An 18,929-nucleotide genomic window follows, 5' to 3' on the forward strand; every position below is an offset into this window, starting at 1 on the left:
CGATGTCGCACCCCCAAGGCCCGACCCAGCAGCGTCACGTCAGCATCGCCGGCCTCGAGGCCGGCAATGCCCTCCCGCTCATGCTGCTCGGTGGCATGAACGTGCTGGAGTCTCGCGAGCTCGCCCTCGAGGTGGCCGAGACCTATGTCGAGGTGACCGGTCGTCTCGGCATGCCCTACGTCTTCAAGGCCAGCTTCGACAAGGCCAACCGCAGCTCCATCCACTCCTTCCGGGGCCCCGGCCTCGAGAAGGGGCTGGAGATACTGGCCGAGGTGAAGGAGCGCTTCGGGGTGCCGATCATCACCGACGTCCACGAGCCCTGGCAGGCCGCCCCGGTAGCCGAGGTCGCCGACATCATCCAGCTGCCGGCCTTCCTGGCGCGTCAGACCGACCTGGTGGTGGCCATGGCCGAGACTGGCGCGGTGATCAACATCAAGAAGCCGCAGTTCCTGGCCCCTCAGGAGATGCGCCATATCCTGCGCAAGTGCGAGGAGGCCGGTAACGACCGACTGCTGCTGTGCGAGCGCGGGTCCAGCTTCGGCTACAACAACCTGATCGTCGACATGCTCGGCTTCGGCGACATGAAGCAGACGGGGTATCCCGTCTTCTTCGATGTCACGCACTCTCTGCAGCGCCCGGGCGGCCGGGCCGACAGCGCCGGCGGCCGGCGCCAGCAGGTCGCCGAGCTGGCGCGCGCCGGCGTGGCGGTCGGCCTGGCCGGGCTCTTCCTGGAGGCCCACCCCGACCCCGACAACGCCAAGTGCGACGGTCCCTGCGCCCTGCCACTGGATCGCCTGGAGCCTTTCCTGGCCCAGCTGAAGGCCATCGATGATCTGGTGAAGGGGTTCGCGCCCCTCGAGATCTCCTGATTCTTCCCCACGCTGACACGACAAGGACCCACAAGATGACCCATATCGTCGACATCCGCGCCCTCGAGGTGCTGGACTCACGCGGCAATCCCACCGTCCAGGCCGAGGTTCGCCTGGAGAGCGGCGCCATCGGCGTGGCATGTGCCCCCAGCGGCGCCTCCACCGGCTCCCGCGAGGCCCTGGAACTGCGTGACGGCGACAAGAACCGCTACCTCGGGAAGGGCGTGCTGAAGGCCGTGGAGGCCGTCAATACTGCCATCCGTGAGCGCCTGGTCGGCATGGATGCCCGCGACCAGCGTGGCCTGGACGACGCGATGCTGGTGCTCGACGGGACCGACAACAAGGCCAGCCTCGGCGCCAATGCCATCCTGGCCGTGTCGCTGGCCGCCGCCAAGGCCGCCGCCAACGCGAAGGGCGTGCCGCTCTACGCCCATATCGCCGAGCTCTACGGCCAGCCGGGCCGCTACCGGATGCCTGTGCCGATGATGAACATCCTCAACGGTGGCGAGCATGCCGACAACAACGTCGACATCCAGGAATTCATGATCCAGCCGGTGGGGGCGCCGACCTTCCGCGAGGGCCTGCGCATGGGTGCCGAGATCTTCCACGCCCTGAAGAAGGTGCTTGCCGGTCGTGGGCTCTCCACCTCGGTGGGTGACGAGGGCGGCTTTGCGCCGAACCTCGCCTCCAACGCCGAGGCGCTGGCGGTCATCAAGCAGGCCGTCTCCGACGCCGGCTATGTGCTCGACCGTGACGTGACCCTGGCCCTGGACTGCGCCTCCAGCGAGTTCTTCAAGGACGGTAAGTACAACCTGTCCGGCGAAGGCAAGACCTTCGACGCGAGCGGCTTCGTCGACTATCTGGCCGAGCTCGCCGATCAGTACCCGATCGTCTCCATCGAGGATGGCATGGACGAGTCCGACTGGGAGGGCTGGAAGGCACTGACCGACAAGCTTGGCGACAAGGTGCAGCTGGTGGGCGACGACCTGTTCGTCACCAACACCAAGATTCTCAAGCGCGGCATCGACGAGCAGATCGGCAACTCCATCCTGATCAAGTTCAACCAGATCGGCTCGCTCTCCGAGACCCTGGACGCCGTGCGCATGGCCCAGGAGGCCGGTTTCACCGCCGTGATCTCCCACCGCAGCGGCGAGACCGAGGACACGACCATCGCCGACCTCGCGGTAGGTACCTGCGCCGGCCAGATCAAGACCGGGTCGCTGTGCCGCTCGGATCGCGTGGCCAAGTACAACCGGCTGCTGGTGATCGAGCAGGAGCTGGGCGCGCAGGTCGACTACCCGGGGCGCGCCGCGATCAAGGGGCAGTAAGCGAAGGGAGTAAGCGAACAGTGTTGCCTTTTGCGCGACCTCGTGTAAGAGATCGCCTACACGGCGGCGACGACTTTCGCTACCCGTGCCGTTGTCAGGGCCGACCCCTTTAGGGGTCGGTCCTTTTCATTTGGCTGATTTCTAAGCCTTTTTTCGTTCGGCTTCTGCGGGTCGTCCGGGGCGAGGGCCGCCCGAACACCGTCCGGAAAGGCTTGTACGGCCATGCTGCCATGCCACAATGAATACGGGATCAGGAAGAGCGGGGACGTTCTTTCGGCAGGATGCAACGGGATGCTTGAGGTGATGTGTTCGGTGCGGCAGGAAGCCGCTCCCGGACAGGGAAGGCATCACGGGAGTCGGGCGGAGGGAGCCGCTCAAGGATCGGCTTGGAGCGGGCGGCCTGCGGGCCGCCTTTTTTGACCGAGCGACTCCCGCTTCGCTCAGGGCAGAACGACGACGCCGGAGGTCGAGAGACCTCCGGCGTTGTCGTGTCCGGCGGGTGCGCTCAGCGCTCGAGCAGTTCCAGCTTGCCCGGCTTGCCGTCCCACGCCTCGGCATCCTCCGGCGGCTCCTGCTTCTCGCTGATGTTGGGCCACACCTCGGCCAGCTCGGCATTGATCTCGATGAACGCCTCCTGACCCTCCGGCAGCTCGTCCTCCGAGAAGATCGCCTCGGCGGGACACTCTGGCTCGCACAGCGCGCAGTCGATGCATTCGTCGGGGTGGATCACCAGGAAGTTGGGGCCCTCGTAGAAGCAGTCCACCGGGCAGACCTCGACGCAGTCGGTGTACTTGCACTTGATGCAGTTCTCGGTGACGACGAATGTCATGCCAGTCTCCCATTCTCTGGCCGGGGCAGGGCACGGCCGATAGTCGTGGTTTCTATATAGGTTATAAGAAGATGATTTCTTATAATCACAAAGTTTTTGATCGAGCCATTCTAGTCGGGGCAAGGGGCGCCCGCAAGCGAGGCAGGGCGCCATTATCGGCCATTCACAGCGCCTCCTTCCAGCGATAGAGCAGCTCGAGGGCCTGGCGGGGCGACAGCTCGTCGGGGTCCAGGCCGCCGAGCTGCTCGACCAGCGGATGGGGCGTGCTGGCGAAGAGGTCGGCCTGCCGGGGAGCGCTCGCCCGTGCCTCATCGCCGGTCGAGGTCGCCGGCAGGCGAGTGCCCTGGTCGATCTCCTGCTGTTCCAGCGTGGCCAGCTTCTCGCGGGCGCGGGCGATCACCGCCTGGGGTACGCCGGCGAGCTGGGCCACCTGCAGGCCGTAGCTCTGGCTGGCCGGGCCATCCTCCACCCGGTGCATGAAGACGATCCCGTCGCGGTGTTCCGCCGCGGTCAGGTGCACGTTGGCCACGCCCTCGGCCTGCTCGGCCAGGGCTGTCATCTCGAAGTAGTGCGTGGCGAAGAGGGTGAAGGCCCGCGAGCGGGTCAGGTGCTCGGCGCTGGCCCAGGCCAGCGACAGGCCATCGAAGGTGCTGGTGCCGCGGCCGATCTCGTCCATCAGCACCAGGCTGTGGTCGGTGGCGTTGTGCAGGATGCTGGCGGTCTCGGTCATCTCCACCATGAAGGTGGAGCGGCCGCCGGCAAGATCGTCCGAGGAGCCGATGCGGGTGAAGATGCGGTCCACCGGGCCGATGGCGGCCGCATCCGCCGGCACGAAGCTGCCGGTGTGGGCCAGCAGGGTGATCAGCGCCGCCTGGCGCATGTAGGTGGATTTGCCGCCCATGTTGGGGCCGGTGATGACCAGCATCCTGCGCGCGTCATCCATGACCAGGTCGTTGGGCACGAAGGGCGCCTCGCTGACCTGCTCGACGACCGGGTGGCGGCCGCCGCGAATGTCGATGCCCGGCGACTCGGGCAGGGCCGGGCGCACGAACTCCAGCGCCCGGGCGCGCTCGGCGAAGGCGCACAGCACGTCCAGTCCCGCCAGCGCCCGGCCGGTGCCCTGCAGCGCGGCGAGTTCGGCGTTCAGGGTGTCGAGCAGGCTGTCGTAGAGCAGCTTCTCTCGGGCCAGCGCCCGGGACTTGGCCGAGAGCGCCTTGTCCTCGAACTCCTTGAGCTCGGGGATGATGAAGCGTTCGGCGTTCTTCAGGGTCTGGCGGCGCACGTAGTCCACGGGGGCATCCCGGGCCTGGGCGCGGGGGATCTCGATGTAGTAGCCGTGGACGCGGTTGTAGCCGACCTTGAGGCCGGGCAGCCCGGTGCGCTCGCGCTCCCGGGTCTCCAACTGCACCAGGTAGTCGCCGGCATGTTCCGCGAGCCCGCGGTGCTCGTCGAGCTCGGCATCGAAGCCCTCGGCGATCACCCCGCCATCGCGGATCACCACCGGCGGGTTCTCCACCAGGGCGCGGGTCAGGGTGTCGGCGAGCGTCGGGTAGGGGTGGATATGACGCCTGAGCTCGTCCAGCGTGGTGCCCTCGCCGTAGCCCTCGAGATCGGCCTGGAGGTGGGGCAGGGCGATCAGGGCATCGCGCAGGCGGGCCAGGTCGCGCGGCCGCGCACTGTAGAGGGCCACCCGCGCCAGGATGCGCTCGACGTCGCCGATCGCCTTGAGCGAGTCGCGCAGGGGCGCGAAGCCCTCATCGTCGAGCAGCAGCGCCACCGCCGCCTGGCGGGCGCCGACCTGGTCGCGGTCGCGCAGCGGGCGGTTGAGCCAACGCTTGAGCAGCCGCGACCCCATGGCCGTGGCCGTGGTGTCGAGCACGCTGGCCAGGGTGTTGTCGGCGTTGCCGCCGAGGTTCACGTCGATCTCCAGGTTGCGTCGGCTGGCCGCATCGATCACCACGGCGTCGTCGCGGTTCTCCACGCCGATGGCGGTGACGTGGGGTAGGGCGGTGCGCTGGGTATCGCGGGCATAGTCGATCAGCACCCCGGCGGCGGTGATGGCGGCCTCGAGGTGGGCGCAGCCGAAGCCGCGCAGGTCCTGGACCTGGAACTGGTCGCACAGGGTGCGCGTCGCGCTCTCCAGGTCGAATAGCCAGTCGCTCTGGCGTCGCAGGCCGCGGCGGCCCTCCAGGGCCGGCGGCAGCGACAGGCTCTCGGCGATGAGCAGCTCGGCGGGGTCCAGGCGTTGCAGCTCGGCGAGCATCTCGCCCTCGCCTTCCACCTCCAGGAGGTTGAAGCGGCCGCTGGAGAGTTCCAGCCAGGCCAGCCCCCACTGTTCCTTGAGCGGCGCCACGGCCACCAGCAGGTTGTCGCGACGGGCATCCAGCAGGGCCTCGTCGTACAGGGTGCCGGGGGTGACGATGCGCACCACGCGACGCTCCACCGGACCCTTGGCCGCGGCCGGGTCGCCGATCTGCTCGCAGATCGCCACCGACTCGCCGGCGGCCACCAGGCGGGCCAGGTACCCTTCGGCGCTGTGGTAGGGCACCCCGGCCATGGGGATCGGCTGGCCGGCGGACTGGCCGCGCTGGGTGAGGGTGATGTCGAGCAGGGCGGCGGCCCGTCGTGCATCATCGAAGAACAGCTCGTAGAAGTCGCCCATGCGATAGAAGAGCAGCACGTCGGGGTGCTCGCGCTTGATCTTCAGGTACTGGCTCATCATGGGGGTATGCTGGGCGCTGGCCTGTGACATGGGCTTCCTGTTCTGGCGAGTGGCGGATGGCTGGCGTCGGGCACGCCATGCATGCCGCGGATCAAGGGCAGTATTCTACGCTCAAGGGCCGTCCGGCGTCAGGGGCGCCGCGTGGATCACCACGTCAGGAGGGATGTCATGACCCCGAGCGCCTCGCCCCCTGCAGCTCGCCGAGCATGACGCGCTCAGCCTCAAGATCGTCGCGCCCATGGTAGCCGGCGCCTGGCGCCTGTCTAGGGGAGAGAGCCGGGCGCGCTATTACCGCGGGCCTCCCGGCGGATGGCCGCGTCCATGGTCTGTCGCAGGTCGCGCAGTGTCTCTTCCAGCCAGTCGCGAAAGGCGACGACCCTGGGGGCGTCGGCCACCTCCGGCAGGCAGACCAGGTAGTGGCTGAACTCCGTGCGCCGCCAGGGGCGTAACGGGACGACCTCGCCGCGGCCAATCATCTCCTGGGCCACCGACAGGCGAGCGAGGCACAGTCCCAGGCCCTGGCGGCAGGCGGCGAGAGCGAGTCCGCCATCCGAGACCGTGAGTCGTCGCAGCGCTTCCGGAGCATGCAGGCCGGCCTCGCGCCACCAGGGACCCCAGTGGCTCCAGGGCTCGGTAGGCAGCGCGCTGCCGTCCTCGATGAAGCAGGCCTGCCGCCAGTCGCTCGATGTCGCATTGCCGTGGGCGGGGGCCAGTACGGTGATGGCATCGTCCAGCAGAGGCGCGACACTCAGGCCGGGATAGTCGCCGCTACCGAAACGGATGGCGAGGTCGACCTCGCCGTCGCGAAGGTTGGCGAGTCGGTTGTCGCCCCCCAGTGCCAGGTCCAGTCCCGGGTGGCGACGCAGCAGTTCGCCCACCCGGGGCAGCAAGGCGTGTTGCAGGAAGCCCCGGGGTACCGATACCCGCAGTGGACCGTCGAGACTCGGCTGACTCAGCTCGCGGGTCGCCTGCTCGATAAGGGTGAACGCCTCGGCGATGCGCTCGCGGTAGCGCGCTCCAGCCTCGGTGAGGACGACCCCCCGCACCTTCCGCTCGAACAGGGGGAGGCCGAGGCTCGCCTCCAGCGCCTTGATGCGGTGGCTGATGGCGGCGGCAGTGACATGCAACTCATCGGCGGCCGCGCTGAAGCTGCTTAGTCGCGCCGCCGCCTCGAAGGCGCGGAGGGTGGCCAGGGGCAGGCGAGTGGCAGGGAGCATGGCTTACTCCAGCTAAGTCTATGGGCGAGAATCGATACGTTGTGTTTACACCTGCTAAGCCCACAATGCCAGGCATACCCCCTCCCTTGATCAGGAGCTCTCCCATGACCGGCACCCTCTATCGTTTAACCGCTTTCTCCCGTGACCCCCAAGGTGGCAACCCGGCCGGCGTCTGGCTGGGCGATACCCTACCCGAGGCGGCGACCATGCGCCGCATCGCCGCCGAGGTGGGCTATTCCGAGACCGCCTTCCTCGCGCCCTTGCATGGCGACGTGCGTACCGTGCGTTACTACAGCCCCGAGGCCGAGGTCAGCTTCTGTGGCCATGCCACCGTGGCCGCCGGTGTGGTGCTGGGCCTCCTCGAGGGGGCGGGCACCTATCGGTTGGCCACGGCGGTCGGCGAGGTGCCGGTCGCGGTGGAACAGGTCGGCGGCGACTGGCAAGCCTCGCTGGTCTCGGTGGCGCCCGAATATCGTGCCGCTACGCCCGCCCTGGTCGAGGCGGCGCTGGCGAGCCTCGGCTGGCAGGGCGCTGAGCTGGACCCGGACCTGCCGCCGGCTGTGGCCTATGCCGGGGCCTGGCACCTGGTTCTGGCCGTGGTATCGAAGGCGCGGCTCGATGCACTGGCCTACGACTTCGCGTCGCTCAAGGCCCTGATGCAACGCGAGAACCTCACCACGCTGCAACTCGTGTGGCGGGAGTCGGCGACGCGCTTTCATGTCCGCGACCCCTTTCCGGTGGGCGGCGTGATAGAGGATCCGGCCACCGGGGCCGCCGCGGCGGCATTGGGGGGCTATCTGCGCGAGGCGGGACTGGTCACCGTGCCTGCCAGGATGACGATTCTCCAGGGCGAAGCCATGGGGCGGCCGAGTCGGCTCGAGGTCGACGTGCCGGCCTCGGGGGGCATCGTGGTGTCAGGCACGGCGGTAGCGCTCCAGGAACCTGTGGCACTTCCTGCCTGACCCCGGGCGCTCCGGGTTTCAGTGAGGTGGTAGCTCGGGAATGTTCCTGGGGACGCTCTGTACGAGCGGGGCCTGCGGGGGCTCGCGCTTGCGCTTCAGATGCTGTACGGCATCTGCGTGTGCGGGGCGCCGACCCGTAAGGTTGGCTTCCCTGGGCGTCCTGCCCGATGATGCCGACGGGGGCGAGAGACTGACATCGAGCACGCCATGCATGTCGCTGACAAAGCCGTTATTGTACGAAAAAGTCACCGCTCACGCGCGGCCGGCATCCGGCTCGGCCGACCCGAACGCCCAGGAGTTCCACCATGTCGACCCGTGCCACCCACCTGGCCAGCCTCGACCTGTTCGCCCTCGCCGAGCGGCTGGGGCGAGCCTGTCGCGAGCGCGGCATCACGGTCACCGCGGCGGAGTCCTGCACCGGCGGCGGCGTGGCCAGCGCCATCACCGCCGTGGCCGGCAGCTCCGAGTGGTTCGAGACCGGCTACGTGACCTATGCCAACGGCGCCAAGACCCGACTGCTCGGGGTGCCCGAGGCACTGCTGGTCGAGCACGGCGCGGTGAGTCGCGAGGTCGTCGAGGCAATGGTGGCTGGTGCCTGCCGCGACAGCGGGGCAGGGCTCGGCGTCGCCATCAGCGGGGTCGCCGGGCCCGGCGGTGGCAGCGATGACAAGCCCGTGGGCACCGTCTGGCTGGCCTGGGGCAGCGCCGACGGGGTCGAGTCGGCGTGCCACCACTATGCGGGCGACCGCACCGCGGTGCGCGATCAGGCCGTGCGCGAGGCGTTGATCGGCCTGGTGCGACGGCTCGAGCATCCCTGACCCCCGGCCGGCCTGCGGCATCGTGTCGGCGGTGCTGGTCGCGGCGTGAATTTTTCGCCATACTACTGTGCAGTCATACAGTGGTTACCGGCCATCGTCATCTTCATTCGCTACCTCTCAGGAGTTCCTTCATGGCTCAGGACGAAAACCGCAACAAGGCGCTGAATGCCGCCCTCTCCCAGATCGAGCGCCAGTTCGGCAAGGGCACCGTGATGCGCCTGGGCGATACCCCCCGCGTGGTGATGCCGTCGGTCTCCACCGGCTCGCTGGGCCTGGACATCGCACTCGGCATCGGGGGGCTGCCGCTGGGGCGGGTGGTCGAGATCTTCGGCCCCGAATCCTCGGGCAAGACCACCCTGACCCTGTCGGTGATCGCTCAGGCCCAGAAGCAGGGCAAGACCTGCGCCTTCATCGACGCCGAGCATGCCCTCGACCCGAGCTACGCCGAGAAGCTCGGCGTCAACCTCGATGACCTGCTGGTCTCCCAGCCGGACACCGGCGAGCAGGCCCTCGAGATCTGCGACATGCTGGTGCGTTCCGGCGGCGTCGACGTGATCATCATCGACTCGGTGGCGGCCCTGACGCCGCGGGCCGAGATCGAGGGCGAGATGGGCGACTCCCACGTCGGCCTTCAGGCGCGCCTGATGTCCCAGGCCCTGCGCAAGATCACCGGCAACATCAAGAACGCCAACTGCATGGTGGTGTTCATCAACCAGATCCGCATGAAGATCGGCGTGATGTTCGGCAGCCCCGAGACCACCACCGGCGGCAACGCGCTGAAGTTCTACTCCAGCGTGCGTCTGGACATTCGCCGCACCGGCTCGGTCAAGCAGGGCGACGAGGTGACCGGCAACGAGACCCGGGTCAAGGTGGTCAAGAACAAGGTGGCGCCGCCGTTCCGCCAGGCCGAGTTCCAGATCCTCTACGGCAAGGGCATCTACCATGCCGGCGAGGTGGTCGATCTGGGCGTGCAGTGCAAGCTGGTCGACAAGGCCGGCGCCTGGTACAGCTACCAGGGCAACAAGATCGGCCAGGGCAAGGCCAATGCGGCCCAGTTCCTCGAGGACAACCCGGCGGTGATGGAGGAGATCGAGAGCCAGATCCGCGCCCAGCTGCTCGCCCCGGTGGAGTCGAAGAAGGAGGAGGCCGTCGACGAGGCGGTCACCGCCGAGGTCGACCGTGACGACGACCAGTCATAAGCCATGCTGGGGCAGCCCTCTGGCGGCGAGTCGTCGCCCCGGGACGATGCCATCCGCCTGCTGGCTCGTCGCGAGTACTCGCGCCACGAGCTGGTCGAACGGCTGGTGGCGAAGGGGCACGAGGACGAGGCCATCACGGACTGCATCGATGCCCTGGCCGAGCAGGGGCTGCAGTCCGACACCCGCTTTGCCGAGAGCTTCCTGCGCTCGCGGATCCTGCGCGGCCAGGGGCCGTTGAAGATCCGCCTCGACCTGGAGCGTCGCGGCCTCGACCGGGAACTGATCCGCCACGCCTTCGACGAGGCCGCGCAGCGCGGCGAGGGCGACTGGTTCGCGCTGGCCCGTGACGCCCTGGCGCGCCGCTTTTCCGGCCCGGGTGACACCCCTCGCGAACGCGCCCGCCGCGAACGCTTCCTGGCAGGCCGCGGCTTCGACTTCGACCAGGTGCGCCATGCCCTGGAGACGGCCTGGACCAGCGACGCCTGACGTGGCTCGGGCCCTGTCCCCTTCAGTCGATTGACAACTGCGCTATAATGGCTCCCTTTGCGAATGCCCCGGGTGGCACTCCTGTGGCGCAGTGGCGAGCCGATTCCGGCGTCGACACGCCGCTTGCCGACCCACTGCCTGCCCACCGGGTCACCATGCTCATCGCCACGGATACCCCATGAAAAGCGCAGACATCAGACAGGCTTTCCTGAGTTACTTCGAGGAGCACGGCCACACCGTCGTGCCCTCCAGCTCCCTGGTGCCGGGCAACGACCCGACCCTGCTGTTCACCAATGCCGGCATGGTGCCGTTCAAGGACGTCTTCCTGGGCCGCGACCCGCGCCCCTACGTGCGAGCCACTTCGTCCCAGCGCTGCGTGCGCGCCGGCGGCAAGCACAACGACCTGGACAACGTCGGCTACACCGCGCGCCACCACACCTTCTTCGAGATGCTGGGCAACTTCAGCTTCGGGGACTACTTCAAGCGCGATGCCATCCGCTTCGCCTGGACCTTCCTGACCGAGGTGCTGGGGCTGCCCAGGGAAAAGCTCTGGGTCACGGTGCACATCAGCGACGACGAGGCCGAGCGCATCTGGAAGGACGAGATGGGCATCGACCCCGAGCGCTTCTCGAAGCTCGACGAGGACAACTTCTGGCAGATGGGGGACACCGGGCCCTGCGGGCCGAGCTCCGAGATCTTCTTCGATCACGGGCCCGAGGTGTGGGGTGGCCCTCCCGGCAGCCCCGAGGAGGACGGCGACCGCTATATCGAGATCTGGAACCTGGTGTTCATGCAGTTCGATCGCGACGCGTCCGGCACCCTCAATCCGCTGCCCAAGCCCTCCATCGATACCGGGATGGGCCTGGAGCGCATCGCCGCGGTGATGCAGGGCGTGCACTCCAACTACGAGATCGACCTTTTCCAGAACCTGCTGGAGGCCGCGGCGCGCGCCACCGGTCATGCCGACACCACCACGCCCTCGCTGCGGGTGATCGCCGACCATATCCGCTCCTGCGCCTTCCTGGTGGCCGACGGCGTGATGCCCTCCAACGAGGGGCGCGGCTACGTTCTGCGCCGGATCATCCGCCGCGCCATCCGTCATGGCCACAAGCTGGGGGCCCGCGGCAACTTCTTCCACAAGCTGGTGGGGGCGCTGGACGCCGAGATGGGCGAGGCCTTTCCCGAGCTGCGCCAGGCGCGCCACCAGATCGAGCGCGTGCTGCTCAAGGAAGAGGAGCAGTTCGCCCGCACCCTGGAGCACGGCATGGGCCTGCTCGAGGAGGCACTCGCCGGCCTCGAGGGCGATACCCTGCCCGGCGAGACGGTCTTCAAGCTCTATGACACCTACGGCTTCCCCTATGACCTGACCGCCGACGTCTGCCGCGAGCGCGACGTCAGCCTCGACCAGGCGGGCTTCGAGCGCGAGCTGGAGGCGCAGCGCGAGCGCGCGCGGGCGGCCAGCCAGTTCGGCGCCGACTACACGGCGGGCCTCGACCTCGAGGGCGAGACCACCTTCACCGGGTATGACCACCTGGAGGACCGCGCCACGGTCACCGCCCTCGTCGATCGCGAAGGCAATGCCCTGGCGCGGCTGGCGCCGGAGCAGCGGGGCGTCGTGGTGCTCGATCGCACCCCCTTCTACGGCGAGTCCGGCGGCCAGGTGGGCGATACCGGCTACCTGGAGCTCGAGGGTGGGCGCTTCCTGGTCACCGACACCCAGAAGCAGGCCGGCCATCACCTCCACCACGGTGTGCTGCTCGAGGGGGAGCTGGCCGTGGGGGTCGAGGTGCACCCGCGGGTGGACGCCAGCCTGCGGGCCGCCACCGTGCGCAACCACTCGGCGACCCATCTGATGCACAAGGCGCTGCGCCTGGTGCTCGGCGACCATGTGCAGCAGAAGGGCTCGCTGGTCACGCCCGAGCGGCTGCGCTTCGACTTCAGCCACTTCGAGCCGATGACGGCCGAGCAGCTGGCCGAGGTGGAGCGCCTGGTCAACGAGCAGATCCTGGCGAACGCCCCGACCCTCATCGAGCAGACGACCCTGGACGAGGCGAAGGCGAAGGGGGCGGCGGCCCTGTTCGAGGCCAAGTATGCAGACAGCGTGCGGGTGCTGACGATCGGCGCCGATGACTTCTCCATCGAGCTCTGCGGGGGTACCCACGTGGCGCGCAGCGGCGATATCGGCTGCTTCCACATCGTCAGCGAGGCGGGGATCGCCAGTGGCGTGCGCCGCATCGAGGCGATCACCGGCGAGGGGGCACTGGCCTGGTTCCGCGAGCAGGAATCTCGCCTGAACCGCATCGGCGAGCGTCTCAAGGCCAAGCCGGAGCAGGCGGAGGAGCGGGTCGAGTCGCTCCTCGAGCGCAACCGCACCCTGGAGAAGGAGCTTGAGCGGCTCAAGGCCAAGCTCGCCAGCGCCGCCGGCAACGACATGGTCAACGAGGCCCACGAGGTCCAGGGCGTCAAGGTCCTGGCGAAGCGCCTCGAGGGCGTGGCCGGCAAGGAGCTTCGCGGCATGCTCGACCAGCTCAAGAACAAGCTGGGGTCCGGCATCGTGGTGCTGGGCGTGGCCGATGCCGAGGCCGGCAAGGTCAGCCTCATCGCCGGCGTGACCGATGACCTCACCAGCCGGGTCAAGGCCGGGGAACTGGTCAATCACGTGGCGGCCCAGGTCGGCGGCAAGGGCGGCGGCCGGGCAGACATGGCCCAGGCCGGCGGCAGCGACGTCTCGGCGCTGCCGGGCGCACTGTCCAGCGTGCCCGGCTGGGTCGAGGAGCGGCTCCAGTAAGGAACGGCAGGGCCGGAGGCGGCGTTGCCCCGGCCCTGGTCATGTTCACCCACCTTTCACTTATCCGAGCGCTACCCGCACTCGACATATGAGGGAAATCGGCATATGGCACTATACGTACAGAAATTCGGCGGCACCTCGGTGGGCTCCGTGGAGCGCATCAAGGCCGTGGCCGAGAAGGTCAAGGGCTTTCGCGACAACGGCCACCAGGTCGTGGTCGTGGTCTCCGCCATGAGCGGCGAGACCAACCGCCTGATCGGCATGGCCAACGAGATCAACGACGAGCCGACCCCGCGCGAGATGGACATGCTGGTGTCCACCGGCGAGCAGGTGACCATCTCGCTGCTGGCCATGGCCCTTCACAAGCTGGGCGTGCCGGCGACCTCCTATACCGGCTCCCAGGTGGGCATCCAGACCGACAGTGCCCACACCAAGGCGCGCATCCAGCGCATCGAGACCGACGAACTGCAGGCCGACCTGGACGACGGCCAGGTGGTCGTGGTCGCCGGCTTCCAGGGCGTCGACGAGGAGGGCAACATCACCACCCTCGGTCGCGGCGGGTCCGACACCACCGGCGTGGCCCTGGCCGCGGCGCTCAAGGCCGACGAGTGCCAGATCTACACCGACGTCGACGGCGTCTACACCACCGATCCGCGCGTCTGCTCCAGGGCCCAGCGTCTCGATACCATCACCGTCGAGGAGATGCTGGAACTGGCGAGCCTGGGCTCCAAGGTCCTGCAGATCCGCGCCGTCGAATTCGCCGGCAAGTACAATGTCGCGCTGCGCGTGCTGTCCAGCTTCGAGGATGGCCCCGGCACCCTGATCGTTGCTGACTCCGACCAAGACGAGGATTCCATGGAAGAACCGCTGATTTCCGGCATCGCCTTCACCGCCAACGAAGCCAAGCTGACCCTGCTCAACACCCCCGACGTCCCGGGCGTGGCCTCGCGCATCCTGGGGCCGATCGCCGATGCCAACATCGAGGTCGACATGATCGTCCAGAACGTGGCGCCGGCCGGTGACTACACCGATTTCACCTTCACCGTGGCCAAGGGCGACTTCAAGCAGACCATGAAGATCCTCCAGGATCAGGTGCTGCCCGACCTGGGCGGCGGCGAGCTGCGCGGTGACGACAACATCGCCAAGGTTTCGCTGGTGGGCGTGGGCATGCGCTCCCATGCCGGCGTGGCCTCGAAGTTCTTCCGCGTGCTGGCCGAGGAGAACATCAACATCCGAATGGTCTCCACCTCCGAGATCAAGATCTCCGTGGTGATCGACGAGAAGCACATGGAGCTCGCGGTCAAGGCGCTGCACAAGGCCTTCGGCCTCGACAAGCGCGATATCGAGCAGGAATAAGACTCCCTCGAGTCGTCGACAGCTTCTACGCTTCTAGGGAAGGTCGCCGACACGCGTGCCACAGGGCTATCTTTCAACGTGGCATTAAAGTGTCATGAGTTGGCAGCATTGGTCAGGGGCGACGAGTTGGCGCACAATGCGACAACGTCGTCCCTGCCGGCGAGCATCCCGTAGCCAGAAGTCTGAGAAGGAGATCAGTCATGCTCATCCTGACCCGCCGCGTCGGCGAAACCCTGATGATCGGTGACGATGTCACCGTCACGGTCCTTGGTGTCAAGGGCAACCAGGTTCGCATCGGCGTCAACGCTCCCAAGGATGTCGCCGTGCATCGGGAGGAGATCTACCAGCGTATCCAGCGGGAGAAGTCCGAGCCCGACCTCGAGAGCGACGTATAGAGGGAGCAGGCCCGGGCAATGTCAGGCGTTGCCGTGGACCCGCGTCGAAAAATCGCCGGGGTCGCTGGACAATGGCCTTCTAAAACGGTAGGATACGCACCGTGTCGATGAGGGAGAGGTGGCCGAGTGGCTGAAGGCGCTCCCCTGCTAAGGGAGTAAGGGGTTTATAGCCTCTTCGAGGGTTCGAATCCCTCCCTCTCCGCCATTGTCGATACGCGAAGATCAAGCGCCCGTAGCTCAGCTGGATAGAGTACCTGACTACGAATCAGGTGGTCGGAGGTTCGAATCCTCCCGGGCGCGCCATCTTCACTCCGGATGTGAACGGCTATCATGTTGCCGCGCCCATCTCCGCAATGAGCCCGCTCGTTGCCTCACGCGCCCGTAGCTCAGCTGGATAGAGTACCTGACTACGAATCAGGTGGTCGGAGGTTCGAATCCTCCCGGGCGCGCCAGATTCCGACCCGTCCTCCTCGTGAGGGCGGGTCTTCTGTTTTGTATCGATGATTTCTCGCTAGCAGGGCCGGTCATGCCCAGGGAGGGGGCCGGTTCCGCGATCGTTTGGGGCGCCGTCGCTTTGCGACGAGCGCCCCTTTTTTTCGTCTGGCCCATGGCTATGCCGTGCGCGTCGGCCGGCGTCGAGGCCTGGTCGCACGCTCGGGTCAGGGGCGAAAGGTCAGGCGGCGGGACTAGACGGTCAGGGCGGGTGAGGCGGTCATGCCGGCCGCGGGCTCGGCCGGCGTGGTGGCCAGGCCCTCGAGCAGGGTGTCCAGGTCGGTGATGCGCTTGAGCGCCTGGAAGCGTCGGGCGGCCTCGTCGTCGCGTTGGCGCATGTGGCTGAGCCACTGCTTGAGCAGGGACGTGACGACGCGGTCGGGAAGTGTGCTACGCTGCAATGCAGCAAAGTCGGCGAGGATGGCCGCCCTGACACCCCATGGCGTCTCGGGCAGTCGCTCGCCGGTGGCCTGCCAGTGGCGGATGCGGGCGGCCAGCCGGGGGTCGGCCAGGGCGCCGCGACCCAGCATCACGTCGCGGCAGCCGGAGAGGGTGCGAGCCTTCCAGTAGTCCTCCAGGGTCCAGATGTCGCCATTGGCCACCACCGGGATGGACAGGCGCTGGCGGATCCGGCCGATCCACTCCCAGTGGGCGGGAGGGCGATAGCCCTCGTCGCGCGTGCGGCCATGGACGACCAGCCGCCTGGCGCCGGCGTCCTCGGTGGCCAGGGCGCAGGCCAACGCCAGGCGGCGGTCGGCAAAACCGAGGCGAATCTTGGCGGTCACCGGGATCTCGTCGCCCACGGCCGCATGCACCGCCGCCACCGCGGCATGCACGCGGCGCGGGTCGCGCAGCAGCGAGGCGCCGCCATCATGGCGATTGACCATCTTGGCCGGACAGCCGAAATTGAGATCCAGGCCGGTGGCGCCGAGCCGCAGGGCCTGTCGCGCGTTGGCCGCGAGCGCCTCGGGGTCGGATCCCAGCAGCTGCAGTGCCACGGGGACGCCGCTAGGTGTGACGGGTGCCCCCTCGGCCTGAAGCTCCGGGCAGTGCTTGTGGAAGACGCGGGGTGGCAGCCGGGCATCGACGACGCGCACGAATTCCGTCACCACCCAGTCGAAGCCGGGGGAGCGAGTCAGCAGGTCGCGGGTCACCGAATCGATGACCCCTTCCATGGGCGCTAGTCCGATTCGCCCACTATGTAGTAAATTAACAACGCTGACTTCCACCATGACACCATTGCAATCTGTCGGGGATCTGGCAGGTTATATGATCCTAAAAAATGCGCAAGTCGGGTTTTCTTGCCAAATCGGGCCCGAGTTGGCGCAATAATCAGGAGAATTCGCATGCAGGACACGCAGCTGATTCATGAGGGCCTCGCCCTGATGGGCCTCGGCATGGGGTTCGTCTTTGTTTTTCTTACCGTATTGGTGGGCGTCACCACGCTGATGTCCAAGACCATCGGACGCTTCTTTCCCGAGCCGGCTGCCCCGATTCCCGCCGTCGGCTCCCGTGCCCCGGCCTCTCGCCAGGACGATGACCTCACCGTGGTCATCAGTGCTGCGGTGCATCGCTACCGTCGCCGCCATCGACGCTGAGGCGATCGTGCCTCGTTTCCCCTTTCATTCATAACGACAAGGTCACCATCATGAACGACACGACACGCCCGCTCGGTATCACCGATGTCGTCCTTCGCGATGCCCATCAGTCGCTGTTTGCCACCCGCATGCGCCTGGACGACATGCTGCCGATCGCCGAGAAGCTCGATCGCGTCGGCTTCTGGTCGCTGGAATCCTGGGGCGGCGCCACCTTTGACGCCTGTATCCGCTACCTCGGCGAGGATCCGTGGGAGCGGATACGGGCGTTGAAGGAGGCGATGCCCAACACCCCCCAGCAGATGCTGCTGCGCGGCCAGAACCTGCTCGGCTACCGCCACTACGGCGACGACCTCGTGGACAGGTTCGTCGAGCGGGCGAAGACCAACGGGGTGGATGTCTTCCGTGTCTTCGATGCCATGAACGACCCGCGCAACCTCGAGCGGGCCATCCAGGCCGTCCGCAACGTGGAAGGCCATGCCCAGGGCACGCTCTCCTACACGGTGAGCCCGGTGCATACCCTGGACGGCTGGGTCGAGCTCGGCAAGTCCATCGCCGCCATGGGGGCCGACTCCCTGGCGATCAAGGACATGGCCGGTCTGCTCAAGCCCTATGATGCCTACGAACTGGTCTCCAAGCTCAAGAAGGCGGTGGATATCCCGATCCACATGCAGTGCCACGCGACGACCGGTCTCTCCACCGCCACGGCCCTCAAGGCCGCCGAGGCGGGCATCGACAACGTCGACACGGCGATCTCCTCCATGTCGATGACCTACGGCCACAGCCCGACCGAGTCCATGGTCGCCATCCTCCAGGGCACCGAGCGCGATACCGGCCTGGACCTGGCGCTGCTCGAGGAGATCGCCGCCTACTTCCGCGAGGTGCGCAAGAAGTACGCCGCCTTCGAGGGCTCGCTCAGGGGGATCGACTCCAGGATCCTGGTCGCCCAGGTGCCCGGCGGCATGCTCACCAACATGGAAGGCCAGCTCAAGGAGCAGGGGGCCGCCGACAGGCTCGACGACGTGCTCGCCGAGATTCCGCGGGTCCGCGAGGACCTGGGCTTCATCCCGCTGGTCACGCCGACCTCGCAGATCGTCGGCACCCAGGCGGTGATGAACGTGATGATGGGGGAGCGGTACAAGTCCATCTCCAAGGAGGTCCAGGCGATCCTCAAGGGCGAGTATGGCGCCGCACCTGCCCCGTTCAACCAGGAGCTGCAGGCACGCGTGCTGGACGGGGGCGAGCCGATCACCTGCCGCCCGGCCGACCGGCTCGAGCCCGAGATGGACAAGATGACCGCCGAGCTCAAGGAGAAGGCCAAGGCCAAGGGCATCCGCCTGGCCGAGGGGGAGCGAGAGATCGACGATGTCCTCACCTATGCGCTCTTCCCGCAGATCGGCCTCAAGTTCCTCCAGAACCGCGACAATCCCGACGCCTTCGAGCCGGCGCCCCAGGCCCCCGACCAGCAGGCGACCCCCGCGGCGGCCGCTCCGGGTAAGGGCGTGACCGAGTCCCGGACGCCGGCGGGGCCCGAGACCTACACCGTCACCGTCAACGGCAAGCAGTACGTGGTCGAGGTCGCCGAAGGCGGCGAGATCGGCCAGGTGACCGAGCAGGCCGGCAGCCAGTCGGCCGCGGCTGCGCCGGCGGCCCCCACCGGAGAGGCCATCACCGCGCCGCTGGCCGGCAACATCTTCAAGGTCAACGTCCGTCCCGGTGACGCGGTCGAGGACGGGGACGTGGTGATCATCCTCGAGGCCATGAAGATGGAGACCGAGGTGCGGGCCAGCAGCGCCGGCACCGTGTCCGCCGTCAAGGTCAGCGAGGGCGACAGCGTCGCCGTCGGCGACGTGCTGATCGAGCTCTGAGGACG

Annotated in this window: 15 protein-coding genes and 3 tRNA genes; 14 read left to right on the top strand and 4 right to left on the bottom strand. The window is 67.6% G+C overall.

Translation table 11 applies throughout. The annotated features are described in order from the left end of the window. The first annotated feature begins 2 nt into the window (after window positions 1–2). Both kdsA and eno read left to right on the top strand, forming a co-directional pair. Window positions 3–869 (top strand): 3-deoxy-8-phosphooctulonate synthase, encoded by an 867-nt coding sequence (gene kdsA, locus BOX17_RS10295; RefSeq protein ID WP_071944268.1) that lies wholly within the window; start codon window positions 3–5, stop codon window positions 867–869. Between the two features lie 35 nt (window positions 870–904). Then, the gene (gene eno, locus BOX17_RS10300) at window positions 905–2,197 is read left to right on the top strand and encodes a phosphopyruvate hydratase (protein WP_071944270.1); all 1,293 of its coding nucleotides are present in this window, start codon (window positions 905–907) and stop codon (window positions 2,195–2,197) included. A gap of 505 nt (window positions 2,198–2,702) precedes the next feature. Here the strand turns inward: eno and fdxA are convergent. The 3 genes from fdxA to BOX17_RS10315 form a co-directional block, all read right to left on the bottom strand. Next, window positions 2,703–3,026, bottom strand: a complete 324-nt coding sequence (gene fdxA, locus BOX17_RS10305) for a ferredoxin FdxA (RefSeq protein WP_071944272.1) — start codon at window positions 3,024–3,026, stop codon at window positions 2,703–2,705. Window positions 3,027–3,189: 163 nt separating this feature from the next. Then, window positions 3,190–5,778, bottom strand: a complete 2,589-nt coding sequence (gene mutS, locus BOX17_RS10310) for a DNA mismatch repair protein MutS (RefSeq protein WP_071944274.1) — start codon at window positions 5,776–5,778, stop codon at window positions 3,190–3,192. Between the two features lie 233 nt (window positions 5,779–6,011). Continuing rightward, window positions 6,012–6,965, bottom strand: a complete 954-nt coding sequence (locus BOX17_RS10315; protein ID WP_071944276.1) for a LysR substrate-binding domain-containing protein — start codon at window positions 6,963–6,965, stop codon at window positions 6,012–6,014. Window positions 6,966–7,069: 104 nt separating this feature from the next. Here BOX17_RS10315 and BOX17_RS10320 point away from each other — a divergent pair, with 104 nt between their 5' ends. The 10 genes from BOX17_RS10320 (at window position 7,070) to BOX17_RS10365 (ending at window position 15,421) form a co-directional block, all read left to right on the top strand. After that, a complete protein-coding gene (locus tag BOX17_RS10320; protein WP_071944279.1) occupies window positions 7,070–7,927 on the top strand; it encodes a PhzF family phenazine biosynthesis protein in 858 nt (285 codons plus the stop codon). Window positions 7,928–8,232: 305 nt separating this feature from the next. Then, window positions 8,233–8,745, top strand: coding sequence for a CinA family protein (locus BOX17_RS10325; RefSeq protein ID WP_071944281.1), 513 nt, complete (start codon window positions 8,233–8,235; stop codon window positions 8,743–8,745). A 131-nt stretch (window positions 8,746–8,876) separates the two neighbouring features. After that, window positions 8,877–9,944 (top strand): recombinase RecA, encoded by a 1,068-nt coding sequence (gene recA, locus BOX17_RS10330; RefSeq protein ID WP_071944283.1) that lies wholly within the window; start codon window positions 8,877–8,879, stop codon window positions 9,942–9,944. 3 nt (window positions 9,945–9,947) lie between these two features. After that, complete coding sequence (locus BOX17_RS10335) at window positions 9,948–10,430, top strand: regulatory protein RecX (protein ID WP_071944285.1); 483 nt, start codon at window positions 9,948–9,950, stop codon at window positions 10,428–10,430. Window positions 10,431–10,608: 178 nt separating this feature from the next. Then, window positions 10,609–13,218, top strand: a complete 2,610-nt coding sequence (alaS, locus tag BOX17_RS10340; RefSeq protein ID WP_071944287.1) for an alanine--tRNA ligase — start codon at window positions 10,609–10,611, stop codon at window positions 13,216–13,218. Between the two features lie 105 nt (window positions 13,219–13,323). Further along, window positions 13,324–14,574: an aspartate kinase gene (locus tag BOX17_RS10345; protein ID WP_071944289.1), complete on the top strand. Its 1,251-nt coding sequence runs from the start codon at window positions 13,324–13,326 to the stop codon at window positions 14,572–14,574. 200 nt (window positions 14,575–14,774) lie between these two features. Further along, window positions 14,775–14,969 (top strand): carbon storage regulator CsrA, encoded by a 195-nt coding sequence (gene csrA / locus BOX17_RS10350; RefSeq protein WP_071944291.1) that lies wholly within the window; start codon window positions 14,775–14,777, stop codon window positions 14,967–14,969. A gap of 112 nt (window positions 14,970–15,081) precedes the next feature. Beyond that, window positions 15,082–15,174 (top strand) — tRNA-Ser (locus BOX17_RS10355). Between the two features lie 21 nt (window positions 15,175–15,195). After that, window positions 15,196–15,272, top strand: a tRNA-Arg gene (locus BOX17_RS10360). A gap of 72 nt (window positions 15,273–15,344) precedes the next feature. Further along, window positions 15,345–15,421 (top strand) — tRNA-Arg (locus tag BOX17_RS10365). A 234-nt stretch (window positions 15,422–15,655) separates the two neighbouring features. Here the strand turns inward: BOX17_RS10365 and BOX17_RS10370 are convergent. Further along, window positions 15,656–16,636, bottom strand: a complete 981-nt coding sequence (locus tag BOX17_RS10370) for a tRNA dihydrouridine synthase (protein WP_071944293.1) — start codon at window positions 16,634–16,636, stop codon at window positions 15,656–15,658. Between the two features lie 171 nt (window positions 16,637–16,807). Here BOX17_RS10370 and BOX17_RS10375 point away from each other — a divergent pair, with 171 nt between their 5' ends. Next, window positions 16,808–17,059, top strand: a complete 252-nt coding sequence (locus BOX17_RS10375) for an OadG family protein (protein WP_071944295.1) — start codon at window positions 16,808–16,810, stop codon at window positions 17,057–17,059. Between the two features lie 50 nt (window positions 17,060–17,109). Next, entirely contained in the window at window positions 17,110–18,924 is a 1,815-nt protein-coding gene (oadA, locus tag BOX17_RS10380) for a sodium-extruding oxaloacetate decarboxylase subunit alpha (RefSeq protein ID WP_071944297.1), read from the top strand. The last annotated feature ends 5 nt before the right edge of the window (window positions 18,925–18,929 follow it).

Source organism: Halomonas aestuarii, assembly GCF_001886615.1.
Classification (GTDB): domain Bacteria; phylum Pseudomonadota; class Gammaproteobacteria; order Pseudomonadales; family Halomonadaceae; genus Halomonas; species Halomonas aestuarii.